The sequence below is a fragment of the Acetanaerobacterium elongatum genome (genome assembly GCF_900103835.1).
Lineage (GTDB): Bacteria > Bacillota > Clostridia > Oscillospirales > Ruminococcaceae > Acetanaerobacterium > Acetanaerobacterium elongatum.
In genome coordinates this window covers 78,239-92,168 of the sequence record NZ_FNID01000009.1, presented here as the reverse complement: position 1 = coordinate 92,168, position 13,930 = coordinate 78,239, and the positions used below count along the sequence as shown (strand labels likewise).

Annotated in this window: 15 protein-coding genes, 5 tRNA genes and 1 rRNA gene; 11 read left to right on the top strand and 10 right to left on the bottom strand. The window is 53.5% G+C overall.

What is annotated here, in order from left to right:
• Window positions 1-33 precede the first annotated feature (33 nt).
• From rrf to BLR50_RS04530, 9 genes are all read left to right on the top strand, one after another.
• Window positions 34-150: ribosomal RNA gene (rrf, locus tag BLR50_RS04570) — 5S ribosomal RNA — on the top strand.
• A gap of 107 nt (window positions 151-257) precedes the next feature.
• Window positions 258-333: transfer RNA gene (locus BLR50_RS04565), tRNA-Asn, on the top strand.
• A 43-nt stretch (window positions 334-376) separates the two neighbouring features.
• Window positions 377-453 (top strand) — tRNA-Ile (locus BLR50_RS04560).
• Window positions 454-460: 7 nt separating this feature from the next.
• Window positions 461-536 (top strand) — tRNA-Trp (locus BLR50_RS04555).
• A gap of 5 nt (window positions 537-541) precedes the next feature.
• Window positions 542-618, top strand: a tRNA-Asp gene (locus tag BLR50_RS04550).
• A gap of 11 nt (window positions 619-629) precedes the next feature.
• Window positions 630-705, top strand: a tRNA-Thr gene (locus BLR50_RS04545).
• 353 nt (window positions 706-1,058) lie between these two features.
• Window positions 1,059-1,241 carry a PLDc N-terminal domain-containing protein gene (locus tag BLR50_RS14840; RefSeq protein ID WP_092639019.1) on the top strand — a complete coding sequence of 61 codons (183 nt, stop codon included), beginning with the start codon at window positions 1,059-1,061 and terminating at the stop codon, window positions 1,239-1,241.
• A 145-nt stretch (window positions 1,242-1,386) separates the two neighbouring features.
• Window positions 1,387-1,794, top strand: a complete 408-nt coding sequence (locus BLR50_RS04535) for an Atg14 domain-containing protein (RefSeq protein ID WP_092639017.1) — start codon at window positions 1,387-1,389, stop codon at window positions 1,792-1,794.
• 75 nt (window positions 1,795-1,869) lie between these two features.
• On the top strand, window positions 1,870-2,088 hold the full coding sequence (locus BLR50_RS04530) for a DUF1653 domain-containing protein (protein ID WP_092639015.1): 219 nt from the start codon (window positions 1,870-1,872) through the stop codon (window positions 2,086-2,088).
• Between the two features lie 242 nt (window positions 2,089-2,330).
• Here BLR50_RS04530 and BLR50_RS04525 read toward each other — a convergent pair whose 3' ends face one another.
• The 6 genes from BLR50_RS04525 to BLR50_RS04500 all read right to left on the bottom strand — a co-directional run bounded on the left by BLR50_RS04525 (window position 2,331) and on the right by BLR50_RS04500 (window position 7,880).
• Window positions 2,331-2,660, bottom strand: a complete 330-nt coding sequence (locus BLR50_RS04525; protein ID WP_092639013.1) for a sodium ion-translocating decarboxylase subunit beta — start codon at window positions 2,658-2,660, stop codon at window positions 2,331-2,333.
• Window positions 2,638-3,858 (bottom strand): putative glycoside hydrolase, encoded by a 1,221-nt coding sequence (locus BLR50_RS04520; protein WP_092639011.1) that lies wholly within the window; start codon window positions 3,856-3,858, stop codon window positions 2,638-2,640. Before BLR50_RS04520 ends, BLR50_RS04525 begins: the two co-directional genes overlap by 23 nt.
• Before the next feature lie 232 nt (window positions 3,859-4,090).
• Window positions 4,091-4,684: an Rnf-Nqr domain containing protein gene (locus BLR50_RS04515; protein ID WP_092639009.1), complete on the bottom strand. Its 594-nt coding sequence runs from the start codon at window positions 4,682-4,684 to the stop codon at window positions 4,091-4,093.
• Complete coding sequence (locus BLR50_RS04510) at window positions 4,684-5,367, bottom strand: Rnf-Nqr domain containing protein (protein WP_092639007.1); 684 nt, start codon at window positions 5,365-5,367, stop codon at window positions 4,684-4,686. The genes BLR50_RS04515 and BLR50_RS04510 overlap by 1 nt, the downstream gene beginning before the upstream one ends.
• 48 nt (window positions 5,368-5,415) lie before the next feature.
• Window positions 5,416-6,549 (bottom strand): RnfABCDGE type electron transport complex subunit D, encoded by a 1,134-nt coding sequence (locus tag BLR50_RS04505; protein ID WP_092639005.1) that lies wholly within the window; start codon window positions 6,547-6,549, stop codon window positions 5,416-5,418.
• A 68-nt stretch (window positions 6,550-6,617) separates the two neighbouring features.
• Window positions 6,618-7,880, bottom strand: a complete 1,263-nt coding sequence (locus BLR50_RS04500; RefSeq protein ID WP_092639003.1) for a 4Fe-4S dicluster domain-containing protein — start codon at window positions 7,878-7,880, stop codon at window positions 6,618-6,620.
• Between the two features lie 174 nt (window positions 7,881-8,054).
• Between BLR50_RS04500 and BLR50_RS04495 the strand changes: the two genes are divergently transcribed.
• A complete protein-coding gene (locus BLR50_RS04495) occupies window positions 8,055-8,612 on the top strand; it encodes an adaptor protein MecA (protein ID WP_162840321.1) in 558 nt (185 codons plus the stop codon).
• A 3-nt stretch (window positions 8,613-8,615) separates the two neighbouring features.
• On the opposite strand, the gene rpe is transcribed toward BLR50_RS04495, so the two are convergent.
• On the bottom strand, window positions 8,616-9,290 hold the full coding sequence (gene rpe / locus BLR50_RS04490; RefSeq protein WP_092638999.1) for a ribulose-phosphate 3-epimerase: 675 nt from the start codon (window positions 9,288-9,290) through the stop codon (window positions 8,616-8,618).
• A 939-nt stretch (window positions 9,291-10,229) separates the two neighbouring features.
• On the opposite strand from rpe, the gene BLR50_RS14415 reads away from it, so the two are divergent.
• Complete coding sequence (locus BLR50_RS14415; RefSeq protein ID WP_162840320.1) at window positions 10,230-10,376, top strand: hypothetical protein; 147 nt, start codon at window positions 10,230-10,232, stop codon at window positions 10,374-10,376.
• A gap of 253 nt (window positions 10,377-10,629) precedes the next feature.
• Here the strand turns inward: BLR50_RS14415 and BLR50_RS04485 are convergent, their stop codons facing one another.
• Genes BLR50_RS04485 through BLR50_RS04475 form a run of 3 tightly spaced genes read right to left on the bottom strand, consistent with a single transcriptional unit; the run spans window position 10,630 to window position 13,858 of the window.
• On the bottom strand, window positions 10,630-11,316 hold the full coding sequence (locus BLR50_RS04485) for an ECF transporter S component (RefSeq protein ID WP_162840319.1): 687 nt from the start codon (window positions 11,314-11,316) through the stop codon (window positions 10,630-10,632).
• Window positions 11,304-12,971: an ABC transporter ATP-binding protein gene (locus tag BLR50_RS04480; RefSeq protein ID WP_092638997.1), complete on the bottom strand. Its 1,668-nt coding sequence runs from the start codon at window positions 12,969-12,971 to the stop codon at window positions 11,304-11,306. Before BLR50_RS04480 ends, BLR50_RS04485 begins: the two co-directional genes overlap by 13 nt.
• Window positions 12,959-13,858: an energy-coupling factor transporter transmembrane component T gene (locus BLR50_RS04475; protein ID WP_092638995.1), complete on the bottom strand. Its 900-nt coding sequence runs from the start codon at window positions 13,856-13,858 to the stop codon at window positions 12,959-12,961. The genes BLR50_RS04480 and BLR50_RS04475 overlap by 13 nt, the downstream gene beginning before the upstream one ends.
• Between the last annotated feature and the right edge of the window lie 72 nt (window positions 13,859-13,930).

Below are 13,930 nucleotides of genomic sequence, written 5' to 3'. Positions count from 1 at the left end.
TGGGTTGAGAAGTTTATCCTTCATCACTCTTCAGCCGGTGCTTATGACGATGAGGTCCCACCTGTTCCCATTCCGAACACAGAAGTTAAGCTCATCAGTGCCGAAAATACTTGGCGGGAAGCTGCCCGGGAAGATAGGTCGGTGCCGGCTCCACAAAACGACTGATACCAACTCTACAAAGGGTTGGTATCAATCAAATTTAATCATCCCTCATCCGGCTTTCTTATATTCCACTTCGAGCCTGTGAGGTTATATATTCCTCAATAGCTCAGTCGGTAGAGCATGCGGCTGTTAACCGCAGGGTCGTTGGTTCGAGTCCAACTTGGGGAGCCAATTGAATACTTAGCCGGATTACTATCGGCGTTATATATTACAGGGGCCTTTAGCTCAGTTGGTTAGAGCCACCGGCTCATAACCGGTTGGTCCGGGGTTCGAGTCCCTGAAGGCCCACCAAACATTTAGGGGTATAGCTCAGCTGGTAGAGCAGTGGTCTCCAAAACCACGTGCCGAGGGTTCGAATCCTTCTGCCCCTGCCATATTAGGCCTGGTAGTTCAGTTGGTTAGAACGCTAGCCTGTCACGCTAGAGGTCAGGGGTTCGAGCCCCCTTCAGGTCGCCAATTTTAAATATGCTGATGTAGCTCAGTCGGCAGAGCACTTCCTTGGTAAGGAAGAGGTCACCCGTTCGAATCGGGCCATCAGCTCCAAAAACCCGCACAGATGTTATGTTTGTGCGGGTTATTGTTTTGTAATCAGGATGGCGGAAACAGCAGCCAGCCGATTACCACTACAATGAATAAAGCCTATCGCGTTATCGCGGTAGGCTTTAACTATTATTATTCCTCGAAATCGTTGAAAACCCTCTTAACGACTTCCAATTCTCACCCCCGCACCCGCAGGGGCTGCTGGCAGGCGCTTGCCGACCTGTATAGGACGAAAAGAAACATTATTACTGTTCTTTTTCATCCCCCTATTTGGTATCAGTTACCTTTAGACAACAATAGAGAACACGAGTATAATTATTTATGAAACCATACTATTATTTAAAGGAGCCAGTAAAATGGAGTGGATATTAACTTCTGCCGTTGTTATAATTCAAATAGCCATTATGGTTTACTGCTTAATAAATCTTTCCAAAAAAAGTAGAACAAAGTACTTAAACAAAACGCTATGGATTATCATTATCTTCTTTGGATCGCTACTAGGACAGGGTATTTATTTAGCACTTGAATCCAATAATTGAAGCAAAAAGGGCAGGGATAACTTCCCTGCCTCGTTATTGTGGTTAGTTGTAATTCCAGCAACTGTTGTGCGTGAATATATACTAGACAATGATACTGAAAACAGGTATAATGGTGTTACAGAAAAATGGAAGGGGAATAGCATTTGTGGACGATCTAGAGCTGCTGTTAGCCATGAAGGCCATGCTAGCACCCCTGCAAAAGGATATTTCTGAAATTAAGGGGCGCACATCTATAATCGAAGAGCGTACCCTAGAAATCGAGGAGCGCGCATTAAGAATTGAGGAGCGCGCGTCTAAAATAGAAGAGCGCGCATTAAGAATTGAGGAGCGCGCATCTAATATAGAAGAACGCACATTATCAATTGAGGAGCGCACATCTAATATTGAAAATCGCACACAGTCAATTGAAGAGCGATTAACGAGTATAGAACAGGATATAGATGTTCTGAAAGAGGATTCTGCAATAACCCGAAACGGAGTAAACATGCTTCTTGATTGGGCGGAGCAGGCACAGATTGAGGTTAAAACACCACTTTATAAAAAGGCAGAATAGAAAAACAGAGTACATATGGCAGGGTAAAGCACCCTGCCTTCTTTATACCGTAAGATTTAACTGCAGGAGGGTTGTATGGATACCGAGATTAAGCTTGGCCGTTACCGCCATTTTAAGGGCAACGAATACAGGGTTTTATATCTTGCAAAGCATTCTGAAACGCTGGAGACGATGGTGGTATATCAGGCGCTTTACGGCGAGGGGGGCATATGGGTTCGCCCGGCTTTCATGTGGAATGATACGGTGGAACGAGACGGCGTTATCCTGAAGAGGTTTACCTACATCGGGGAGTAACGGTGCCTGTACTGCCTTCACAGGGTTATTAAGATTATGGCAGGTTATAAGTAAAATGCGACACATGGGCTTTATTTCAGGCCTGTATGCCGCTGCTTATAGCGTATCGGGCACATGACAATTCACGAAAGAAACACCTGCTAGGGAAGTAAGTAAAAAAGCAGCTGTGCTTTTAGAACAAGCGCAGCTGCTTTTTGTTATACAATGTAAAAGGCTTATATAAGCATTATAGAAAGCACGATTCATCTCTTGGGGCGCAGACGCTTGCGCAGGCGCAGAACCAGCGCAGCTGCCGAAACAATAAGATTGATGGCGGCAGTTAGAAAGACGGATAGGGTCTCCTTATTAGAGATATAAACAGCGGTTGGCCCGTCAGCACCGCCGATGATGCCGATAGAAGCGGCATCGCTCGAATGTAATGAGCCGAGCTGAAAATGCTTATCTGCAAGCTTATAAAGGATTCCCGCAACGAATGCACAAAAACCCGCAACAATCGTAATAATGCCGATAGCCTGTAGAATCTTTTTCATGTCGTTAACCTCGTTGCCTTTAATATCTTCCGTCAGCGGCATACAGGATGCTCTGGGGGATGGAGCACTCGTTCAGAGCCTTGATCTGCTCGGCCTGGGTACCCTCGTCGGTATAGGACACAAACGGCAGCACCTGCGTCTCGGGCGGGATATCCTCCTGAAAGCTTTCGGCAAAGGCCAGCGTGAGCTGGTAGGGCATCTGCGCGGGGCCGGAAATCGTTACGGTACCGATTGTGATGTTCTCCGGGAAACTCTCGGGCAGAATTTTTGGCGCTATAATAGCGGCGTTAAGCTCACTCGGCGCACCGCCGTATACAAGCGCATCCTTGGTAAGGTAATCCTGTGCGTTGTACGATACAATCAGCTTGGCTTTAGTGCTTGAAAGGGCGGATTCCAACCCGGCGATTACGCCGTTAAGCACATTCTGGCGGGAATCGCTGCTCTTGGGGCCGAAGTAGGCAAGATTTAAGCCCTTGCCCTTGGGGTAGTGAAGGGTGTCGGCCATTACATACGAAGCGCCGGACTTGGCAAGCTCTTCGACGATAGATGTGATATAGCCTACGCCTTCACCCGATTCGGGGCTAATCCACGGCTTTCCGCCTTCGGTTTCGTAGTTATCCAGCCAGATGCTGGTTACATCCTTGCTGTAACGGGCGGCGGCGCCTTTAATCTTTCGTGCGGCAAGAGGGTCTTCAAAGGTGCTGATGCGCGCAATGGTTTGTATGCCCGACGCAGAGAGTGCAGCAATCCGGTCGCTGAGATTCGGGGCGTCCTCAACAACGGCACCGATCTCGTTTGCCTGAGAAACCGAGGAGCGGTAATAGATTATACCGCTTTCATCCTTTAGCTCAATCACCGCCGTGTTGATGCCGACAGAGCCAGCCTGAGCGATAAACTCATTGAAGCGATCATCGTTGATAAATACATCGTGCGGCATAAATGCGGCGCGGATATCGGAGAAGCTAAGCCCCTGCGCAGGGGAAGCACTGCTACTCTCCTCCGGTTGGGAGGAAGGCGCCTGAGAGGCTGTTTGCGAGGAGGCATAGGCTGCGTCTACACGCTTGCGCATATCCCCGTTTAAAAAGCTCATCACCGGCTCGGCGATGCTGTAGCCGAAGAAGAAGAGCACACAGAAACCTAAAACCGAGGCAACGGTTTTAACAACCGCGAACCTCCGCTGCTTTTTAGTAAGGTATTTTCTTTTGTTGCGCTTTATCTTAAAGCCCGGAAAGTCAGACAACGCTATCACGCCTTTCCGATTTTTGCCTGGCAAAAACCTGATTCAACCGGTATAGCCGCAGAGTGGGTAGGGTTTTAAAGCGGCAGCGGCTTTATGGTAAGGCTGCCGGGTTAAATAAATGGTATAATCTTACAACCGGCTATACCTATTATAATGCGTGTCATTCTACAAAAGAAGTCATATAAAGTCGTTAAAATTTAAAGCAGCCAGAATAACAACCCTTTGCGGGGGATTAAAACGGCAGCTGGTGACCGATAAAGCCGAAGAAGGCAAGAGAGAGGATACCGATGTAGAGCAGGGTGACGGGCAGGCCCTTAAAGGCCTTGGGTACCGCAGCCATCTCTACCCGACGCCTGCCCTCGGCGATGAGCAGCGAGGCCAGCGTAAAGCCTACGCCTGCGCCGATGCCGAAGCCAAGGGTTTGTATAATATCGTACTTTCCGTTGATAACAAGGTAGGCGGAGCCGAGCACCGCGCAGTTAAAGGTTGCATAGCCTAAGTATCTGCGGATATATTCGCCGCCGGATTTCATAAACCGGCCCAGTGTAAAATATACTATATAGTATATGGCAGTCATCGCGAGGATGAACGCAAGAGGCCGAACATATGCCTTAAAGGATAACGAACCGACCAGAAGGTTTACGCCGAAGGCCGCCATGGAAGAGAGCGTGGTCATGAGCGTAAGCAGGCCGCCGAACATAAAGATCGGCTTTGCCCCGCGGGCGGAGAACAGCACCGTGCTGGTGCCAAGACCGCGCGAGAGCACAAGGTTTTCTACAAAAATCGCCAGCAGAGAGGCGGAAAAGAATTGTGCCAGCAGCTCCATCAGCCTGTCACCTCCATTGTTTGAGCGGCAGCGGGCTCGTCATCGCCGGTGCTTACTGTGATATGCGCATTCAGACGCCGCTGAGCCGCGTGGTTATTGATATACTGGTACAACGCCGCAAACAGGCCGAGCAGAATAAGCCCGCCGAACGGCAACGCAATGCCGGTGATGGGCAGCGCGTTATCCACCGGGTTGCCCCACAGGGTGGCGTTGCCGATATACTCGCGAACAAGACCGACTGTACAGATCACAAACGCGTAGCCCAGAACCTGAACCAGGGCATCCAGAAGCACCCAACGGGTTTTGTTGCGTACACCGAAGGCCTCGGCACGCATTACAACGATGGTGTTGGTAATCATTAATGGCAGGTAGATGCCAACCGTTTCAACAGTTTCAGGCAGCCAAAGCTTTATCAGCGCGGTGGCTCCCGCATAGCAGATGGCGGAGATAACCGCATAGATGGGGATGCGGTGTGCAAGCGGCAGCCGCTGACGAATAAGCGATGCCACAAGCAGGGTGGGTATGGTGATGACCGCAAGTGTTAACGAAAGGGCTACCGCATTTTTAAGGTAAATGGCGGCTACCGCAACCGGCGCAAGCGTAAGGCCGTTTACCAGCACGGGGTTTGCCGACCAGAACTCCCTTACCTTCATCAAAAAGCGGTTTTTACGCTTTTTAGCCATTTAACAGCCCCCCTTTTCCGGCGGGAGATAATCTGAACGCGAAGTTTTTCAAACGTTCCGCCCTCCCTTCGATTGTGCCGTGGCCTCTTCCTTTTGAGCCTCGTCCTGCTGCTGTTCCGGCTCGGTGACGGGCTCGGCAGAGGTATCGATATAGATCTTTTTGTGCTCACGGCGCGCCATAAAGCCCTTTGCCGCCGCCTTTACCCGCCTTATGGGTACCCGGCCGGAGTTTAAGTCAAACCGCAGCCAGATGGCAAGACGGTCCAGCGCAAAGGAAAGGGTGTTCATCATCAGCAGCGCAAAGATAAAGCCTTCCTCGAAGCCGCCGAACCAGCGCAGCAGCATGGTAAGCAGCCCGATTCCCGCGCCGTAGATAATCTTGGCAATGGGGAAGGACGGAGAGGTAACAGGATCGGTTGCCACAAACGCCGCACCGAACACCAGCGTGCCCGCAAACAGCTCGTACACCGTGCTGCTGAGCAGGCTGATGGAAACGCGCGGGAACAGCAAAGAAAACACAGCCGCCGCAGCCAGCGCCGACACGGGGATGTGCCACGAGATGGTTCTGCGGTAGATGAGAAAGAACATGCAGCTTAAAATAACCAGAATAGCCGTAGCACCCATCGGCCCGAGCGAATTGCCGAGGAAAAACTGCAGCAGGTCGCCGGAGGGGGCGCCGTTAATCTTTAAAGCGGCTGCGGGGGAGGAGAACAGCTCCACCGGGTTGTTTAATATGAGCGGAATCTGCTCAAACGGCTTGGGGTAGCGGAATACCTCCTTCGGCCAGCAGGCGGTAGCAAAGGCGATGCCTGCGGCAGCAGGGTTGAACAGGTTGTAGCCAAGGCCGCCGAACGGGTGCTTGGCAATAAGAATTGCAAACGCGCAGGCCGCAACCACCACATAGTAGGGCACCGAGGCTGGCAGCATCAGCGGTATCAGCAGGCCGGTAATCACGGCCGAGAAGTCGTTGATTTTAATAACCTTACCCGCCATCTTGCGGCAGAGGATATCGAGCAGATAGCATACCGCTGCGGCGATAAGAGCCATAATCAGTGTGCGCCCGCCATAGTAGAAAAACGCCATGGCATAAAGCGGCAGCAGCGCGATGATGACATCGGTAAACAAGGTATGTACGCTCTCTTTAAAGCGTATATGTGGGGCCTTGGCAGGTTGAAGATTCATATAAAATGACCTTGCCTTTCCAACATTGATGTGGCCTGAAAGAAGGGATTCCCGCTTTTAAGGGCAGGTTACTCCTCCTGTGCCTTCACTTCCAGCACAAGTGTTTTCGCCCTTTTAACTACATGGAGAAGCTCCAGGTTTGCGGGGCAGATATAGGAACAAACGCCGCATTCGATGCACCGGTCGGCCCGAAGCTGGATGAGGGCATCGAGGTTATGGGCGTTAAACTGCTTATACAGATAGTTCGGTGCAAGACCGCGCGGGCAGTCGACGATGCAGCGGCCGCAGGAGATGCAGCTGAGCACCACGTTTTCGATAGGCCTTTCGAATGCCAAAACGGCACGGGTGGTGTAGAGCACCGGCAGGTCGAGGTCGGTAATAGCGGCACCACGCATACTGCCGCCCATAATCACGCGGGAGGGGTTCTTAACAAGGCCGCAGAATTCAAGCACCTCTCGGGCGGTGGTGCCGACGCGAACCTCCAGGTTGCGCGGGTTGCCCACACAGTCGCCCGCAACGGTGATAATGGTGGTGTTATGTACCGCCTTTTTGGTAACGGCACGATAAAGGTGCATGAGGGCCTGCGTGCCGAAAACATAGCATCTGCCGTTTTTGGCGAGCAGCTTCTTTACGCGGTCGCGCACGGGGTAGCGCCCATAGACACGCTTGATGGGGATGGTAAACATCTTGTGGGGGATAACGGTTTCGGCATCGTCGATATCGGCGTAGCACAGCGCAAAGATATTGGAGATGCCTGCGGCCTTCGCAATCATCGAAAGCCCGCCCAATACCTCCTCGGATTTATGCATCAGGGTGTTGATGTTGGAGGATACATAGGGCTGCTCGTCGATAGCGTCGCAAACCAGCGCGTTAAAGCCGCCCTCAAACAGCACCTCAAGCTTTTGGGTTAAGGGCTTTCCGTCGGTTTCGTCTATAATCTGCGCGGCTTCGGCAAAGCCCAGCAGTTCTTCGGGCTCGATATGATCTATTGCAAGCGGATCCTGCCTGTTGCTGAGAAGGCTAGGTTCGTGCTTATGCTTCTTTTTAGGGGCATCGGTAAAGGAGTAGGAAAGAGCATCCTCGCCTTCGTGCTTCGGCTTATCCGCTTTAAGGCGATAGCGCAAAAAGGTGGTGCAGGAAAGCCGGGGATATTCAAACTCGTAGCTCCCCTGATAGCTCGCATCAGCCGTAAGCACCTTCGCGGGCGGCTCGTCGGCCTCGTCATACTCGGGCAGATAAAGGACAGAAGGGGTTAGGAATTCCTTCTGCTCACGTGAAAAAGCGGGCTCCTTTGCCTGATACAGGTTTTCGCCGCATAACCAGCTTGCCATATGTAAGATCCACGCCCTTTCATTTTAAAATAATGTCGGCAGGCCCCGAAGCGAGCCTATAAAGAAGTTGTTTGCCAAAGAAAAGCATTGATGTGCCGCGGCGGTTCAAACCACGGCTTTTGAGCATATACTGTATTGGTTATAACTTATTAAAGCTGTTGGAGGGTGGTTTTTGTGATTATTAAGGCAATCAACAGCGATAAGATTAAGATACTGCTGACAACCTCGGATATGGAACGCTTAAACCTCACCTATGAGGAGCTGGATTACCAAAGCCCCTCCAGCAAGCGTGCAATTTCAGAAATTTTGTCGTTTGCCAAGGTGAAAACCGGCTTTGACTTTACGGGTGCCAAGCTTTATATAGAGGCGTTTTCCAACAGTGACGGCAGCTGCACCCTGCTGTTTACCAAGCTGGAGGCCGGCTTGTTTGGCGAGGGTAAAAAGAAATCCTCACTTGCCGAAAGCACCCCGGTAATCTATGAGTTTGACGGTATCTCGGATGCCGCGGCATGGGCCAGAACCTGCCCGCTGCGCCTGCCGTTGCTGGCGCTTTACAGCTATAACGGGAAGTACCGGATTGTGCTGGGGGCAAAAAGTGCGGAACGCTTGGCGCCCGGGCTTTCGGAGTTTGGCAGACTGTGCGGCGGGGGGCTGCTCGCACTCTCGGTGCTGGATGAGCACGGCTCACTGCTGCTTTCAAAGAACACGCTGGAGGTTTTAAAAACCCTGTGATGCTTATGCGTTTTTAAGGCTGACAATGGCGGTTTTATAATCCTCGCGGCTAAAGATAGCGCTGCCCGCCACCAGCACATCAGCGCCCGACTTCTTTACCAGATAGGCGGTGTGCTCGTCTATGCCGCCGTCTACCTGAAGGTTGGTGATAAGGCGCTGGCGTGTAATGCCGCTGCGCAGCATCTCGATCTTGGGCAGCATATCGCTCATAAAGCGCTGGCCGCCAAAGCCGGGCTCTACCGTCATAACCAAAACAAGGTCAAGCTCTTTTAAGTAGGGCAACAAGGCCTCCGCCGGGGTGTGGGGCTTGATGGAGATGCCCACCCTAACCCCCAGCGAGCGGATATACTCGATTGCGGCGTGAGGGTCGCCCACCGATTCAATATGAAAGGTGATGCTGTCGGCACCCGCAAGCGCAAAGGCTTTTGCATACATGAGCGGGTCGGTAAGCATCAGGTGTACGTCAAAAGGCAGTGTGGTAATCTTGCGCAGGCTGCTTACCACAGGCGGCCCAAAGGTGATGTTGGGCACAAAATGCCCGTCCATTACGTCAAGATGAATCCAGTCTGCCCCCGCAGCCTCTACCTTTTTAATCTCGTCGGCGATATGTGCGAAATCACAGGCCAGAACCGACGGCGCAATTTTAATCTCGTGCGGCAAGATAATATCCACCTCCATAAAAGCGCCGCTGAAAACGAAGGGTTGGCGATGTTTTCAGGCCGCCCATAGTCAAATACAATTAAAGATCCTCGCTTATGTACCACGATTATTGACCTTGGGCAGTGTGCCTTGCGGCAATAAGCCCGAAGACAGGTGAAAACCGGTGCGTAAGTTAGCAGATAAGAGTACAGTCATAAAATAAAGACGGCCATAGGCAGGCCAACCGGCGAAAAAGGCCGATTACTGTTTTATTTTAAACCACGGGTGAAAAAACGTCAACAATACACAGCGTAAATAAGTGAATTTACCGTAAACTTTTGAGTATTATATTCTTAATTTTACAAAAAGAACCACTAGAAGCTGGATAGATTGACGAAAGCTCTTTTATTGGGGCAGATACAGGGGTTTTGCCCCCACAAGATTTTAACTGAGATATTAAAAAATACCGCAGACGCGCAATGCGCGCCCCTGCAAGCCTCCGCTGAAGAATGGCAGGGGCACCCAACACGGGGGTACCCGTTCGGGGGCATAAGCCCCCGAACATCTCTCCTGCTCCCGCGTAAAGCAATCTGCGGCAATATGCGGCTACGATGCAAAAGGTGGTTGGGAATGGGCCAGTAGCAGCTAGAGAGTAGTGATTGGTTGTTAGCAGAAAGCATCCGGCCTTGACCGCTGAGGGGTAATGATGCAGTTGTGGTAGTACAGCGGGCGCGATTCCTTCCAACGGGTACCCCTGCCGATAAAAACAAAGGAGCGGCAAATACAAAGCCGCTCTTTTGTTGATGTTTATGTTCCTGCGTTTTGAAAGGTGGGCTGCGTGCAAAGGTTCCCTGCCTTTGATGCCGCAAAGGGAAGGGATAGGTACATACTGCCGCCGTCCGCCGCCTTGCCGAAGCCGACTCGTTTACCAGAAAGCCTGGGAAATAGGAAGGCCATTGCCGCGGGCGGCGGCATTATATGAAAGAGGTGCAGCTTACGCGCTTTTACGGCAGCTCCCCTGCGGGCGGACGGTACCGCTCGGCGCTGAAAAACCGGGGATGGGGGCATATTTGCCCGCCAATCCGTCGGGTGCTTCAGGCGCAGCAAAAGCCGGCGGAGAGTTGAACGCCCAGAGCCTTTGCACATCCGGCATCCTCCGCCACTGCCGCGGGCGCTTTTCTGCGGCCTCTTATGTTCTATAGTATGCTGCTGCCCGTCATTAAGCGACATACCAAAAACGCGTCGGTATTGCCCGAAACCCTTAAACCCTAAAAAGAATGATATTTCTGGCGATAACGGTTTACTATCGTGTGAAAAACTGCCCGAATAATTTTTCTGCCTGAAGGCAGGATAAACCGTACCGAAAACAAGGCAGATATCAGCCCTTATCGCGGATGCGTACAAGCTTTTTTGCCCATGCCTCGCCGAAGCAGAACAAAAAGAAGCCGTTTGCCGCGGCGTGAATGGTATTAAACAGCAGCCCGCCCATCAGTGCAGCAAAAACCGCCTGGGGGGAGGGCTCTACATAGCCGATGAGGTAAAAGCCGTCGACGATGATACCGTAAAGGTAGCCCATCGCAACGCCGAACAGGCACAGGCGGGTACGCTTTAGCAGCCAGCCGCGGCGGTTTAGCACCCCCGAAAGAGCGCCCGCCAAGGCGAAGCCGAGCATCTGCCACGGTGTCCACGCGCCCTGCCCGAACAGCAGGTTAGAGCACAGGGCGCTGACCGCCCCCGTGATAAACCCCGCGGGCGCGCCGAACACCGCCCCTGCGATGATGACCACCGCACCCACCGGCTTGAAGTTGGGCAGCGGCGCAAACAGCACCCGGCCAGCCACCGCTGCCGCGCACAGCACCGCCACGGCGGCGGACTCCTGCGCAGAGGGACGGGTGAGCTCGTAGTACAGAAAGCCGATGATAATCAGCACCAGCACCGCGGCAAGCGGCAATAGCTGCGGCGATACCGCCTGCGGGAACACCGAGTAGAGCACCGCGGCGGTTAGTACCGCGGCTGCTGCAAAAAGAATGAGCGCACGTCGAAGGGAGGTGTTTACTTTATCCAAAGATTGCGCACCTCCCCGCAGGTGACGGAATCGTACGAAAAGCCTGCCGCGATGCGCGCGGCGGCGGTGGAGTAAAAGACATTTCCGCCGAAAAATTGTGCGGGAGCGCCTGTTGCGGCGGTTTGGCCGTCGAACAGCAGGGCGCAGCGGTCGCAGTAGCTGGCGCAGAACTCGGTGTCGTGGCTTGCGAAAAGAACAGTAACGCCGCTTTGCACAAGACCGCGCAGCAGGGCGGCGAGCTTTGACTTTGCGAAGGGGTCCAGCGCCTTGGTGGGTTCGTCGAGCAGCAGCAGGCGGGGGGAGGAGAGCAGCACCTTGGCAAGGGCGGCGCGCTGAAGCTCTCCCGCGCTGATGTCGTAGGGGTGGCTGCTTAAAATATCTGAAATACCCAATGCTTCCGAAAGGGATTGTATACGCTCCTCGGGGTGTAAAAGCCTTAGGTTCTCGGCGCAGGCGGTTAAATCCTGCTGTACCGTGTCGGCCAAAAACAGCAGGCGGGGGTTCTGCGGCAGATAGCCGAGCGTAGGTTTAGCGCCGCGTTTTCCAAACAGCTCGATGGTACCGCGCTTGGGCTTTAACAGGCCGCACAGCAGCTTGAGCAGCGTGCTTTTACCCGAGCCGTTAGCCCCCATAACTGCCGAGAGCTCGCCCTCATACAGGGTAAGCGAGAGGTCATGAAACAGCAGGGTATCCTTGCTGCCGTAGCCAAAATACACGTCCGTTACCGATACGGCGGGCGGCGCGGTGGGCGGTATTACCGGCATGGGGGCGGGGGGTGTTCTGCCGCTTATTTTCTGCTTAAACAGCGCGCGCCCCTCCCGCACCGAAAGCGGAAGGCTCGGCTCATCGGGGAAAATCTTTGCTGCGGAGGGCAGCAGCGATGTAAACACATAGGCTGAACCGGATTCTTTCGTTTGGGGCGGTATAGCATCACTCGAGAGCGTGCGGTTTTGGGTGATAAACCGTGCGGCCTCGCGGGGGGCTCCGCAGAAGGACACCTGACCGTTGTGGAGCAGTACCGCTTTGCTGCAGAGGGTAAAAAGCTCCTCGGTATGATGCTCGGCCAACAATATGGTAATGCCCAGCTCGCTGTTGATGCGCGCGAGCATCGAGAACAGCTCCCTTGCCGCAACGGGGTCGAGCTGCGAGGCGGGCTCGTCGAGCAGCAGCAGCTTGGGCGAGAGCGAAAGCACCGAGGCCAGGCTAACCAGCTGCTTTTCGCCGCCCGAGAGGGTGTTCACACTGCGGTTTAGCAGCTTGCCCAAGCCGAAGTAGCTTGCCATCTCGGCCACCCGGCGGCGGATGACCTCGGGCGGAAAGCCGAGCGATTCCAGCCCGAAGCACAGCTCGCCGCGCACGGTGTCGGCCACCAGCTGCGCCTCGAGGTTCTGCATCACAAAGCCGATATCGCAGGCCGATTCCATGCGGGATAAAGACTGCAGCGGCCGGCCAAGGCAGGTGATTTCACCCGTGCGCTCGCCGTTACGCCGCAGCTCGGGCTTAAGGTTTTCAAGCAGGGTGCTTTTCCCGCTGCCCGAGGCGCCGCAGAGCAGCACAAAGTCCCCCTCGTCTGCCGAGAGGGTGATATCCTTCAGCGCACAGCGTTGTGTATGGGGGTAGCGAAAGCTGAAGCTGTCAAGCCTTAAAATCTCCAACGCAAAGCCTCCCAGCCGTCACAGATAAAGGGAACCGCCGCTAAGCCGGCAAAGAGCAGGTAGAAAAGCCCTTCATAGCCTGAAAAGGTTAGCGGTGTCATCACCGGATAGAACGCGAAGCGGACATTACATAAGGTATACAACAGAATTGACAGTACGGTAAGTAACGAAAGCAACACGCAAATCACCGCATCCTGCAACTTGAATCGGTGGCGGGTATACTGCGTTCGCCTTGCTGTGCCGTAGCCGCGCGCGTTCATCGAGCGTGCGGTATCCAGCGAATCCTCCAGCGCGGCGGCAAGCAGTATGGTAAACACCGAAGAAAGCCTTTTAGCCTTGAGGATTGTGATACGGAGTTTGTGCTTTTTGTCGCCCCCGAAGGGCTTGTCCTGCTCGAGCAGCGACAGGGCGCCGTCAATCTCGCTCTGGCGGCGCAAAAGGTGGGGGATGAGCCGCAGCGTCATGGTGACAATCAGCGCGGCCGAGGGCAGCGCGCCTCCCAGCAGAAAGCGCAGGCGGTCGTTGTTTACCACTAAGGTAAAGGCGTTGAACCACAAGAGCACCGCCGCAAGCATCAGCCCGGAAACCGCGCCGTAGAGCAGCGCCTCGAGGGTAAAGGAACGGTTAAAGAGCGTAAACAGCACCATCCGGCCGCGGTGGCTGATGAGCGGGTTTGCAAGGGTAATCAGGACAAACAGCGGCAGGGCGACGCGCAGCATCAGCACCAGCTCCTGCCTGCCGCAGTAATACAGATTGACGCACAATGCAAAAACTATACTGGTTGTAATGATGACGGGGTTCATCGAGAGCAGCGAAAGGGTGAGCACCGCCGCAAAATACAACAGCTGCGTTGCCGGGTGGCAGGCAAAAAAGCCGAGTGTGCGCATGGCGGGTGCCTCCTTCTTTGGTTTTAACTCTATTATAGGACATTATAGGGTAGACGTCACTAAAAAAATAGC

What these genes read in the sequence shown, in the direction of transcription:
- rpe (WP_092638999.1), bottom strand. Translation starts at nt 9,290, where the DNA reads ATGGAGGTGGATATTATCTTGCCGCACGAGATTAAAATTGCGCCGTCG.
- BLR50_RS14840 (WP_092639019.1), top strand. Translation starts at nt 1,059, where the DNA reads ATGGAGTGGATATTAACTTCTGCCGTTGTTATAATTCAAATAGCCATT.
- BLR50_RS04505 (WP_092639005.1), bottom strand. Translation starts at nt 6,549, where the DNA reads ATGAATCTTCAACCTGCCAAGGCCCCACATATACGCTTTAAAGAGAGC.
- BLR50_RS14415 (WP_162840320.1), top strand. Translation starts at nt 10,230, where the DNA reads ATGAAAGAGGTGCAGCTTACGCGCTTTTACGGCAGCTCCCCTGCGGGC.
- BLR50_RS04525 (WP_092639013.1), bottom strand. Translation starts at nt 2,660, where the DNA reads ATGCCGCTGACGGAAGATATTAAAGGCAACGAGGTTAACGACATGAAA.
- BLR50_RS04475 (WP_092638995.1), bottom strand. Translation starts at nt 13,858, where the DNA reads ATGCGCACACTCGGCTTTTTTGCCTGCCACCCGGCAACGCAGCTGTTG.
- BLR50_RS04510 (WP_092639007.1), bottom strand. Translation starts at nt 5,367, where the DNA reads ATGGCTAAAAAGCGTAAAAACCGCTTTTTGATGAAGGTAAGGGAGTTC.
- BLR50_RS04530 (WP_092639015.1), top strand. Translation starts at nt 1,870, where the DNA reads ATGGATACCGAGATTAAGCTTGGCCGTTACCGCCATTTTAAGGGCAAC.
- BLR50_RS04515 (WP_092639009.1), bottom strand. Translation starts at nt 4,684, where the DNA reads ATGGAGCTGCTGGCACAATTCTTTTCCGCCTCTCTGCTGGCGATTTTT.
- BLR50_RS04500 (WP_092639003.1), bottom strand. Translation starts at nt 7,880, where the DNA reads ATGGCAAGCTGGTTATGCGGCGAAAACCTGTATCAGGCAAAGGAGCCC.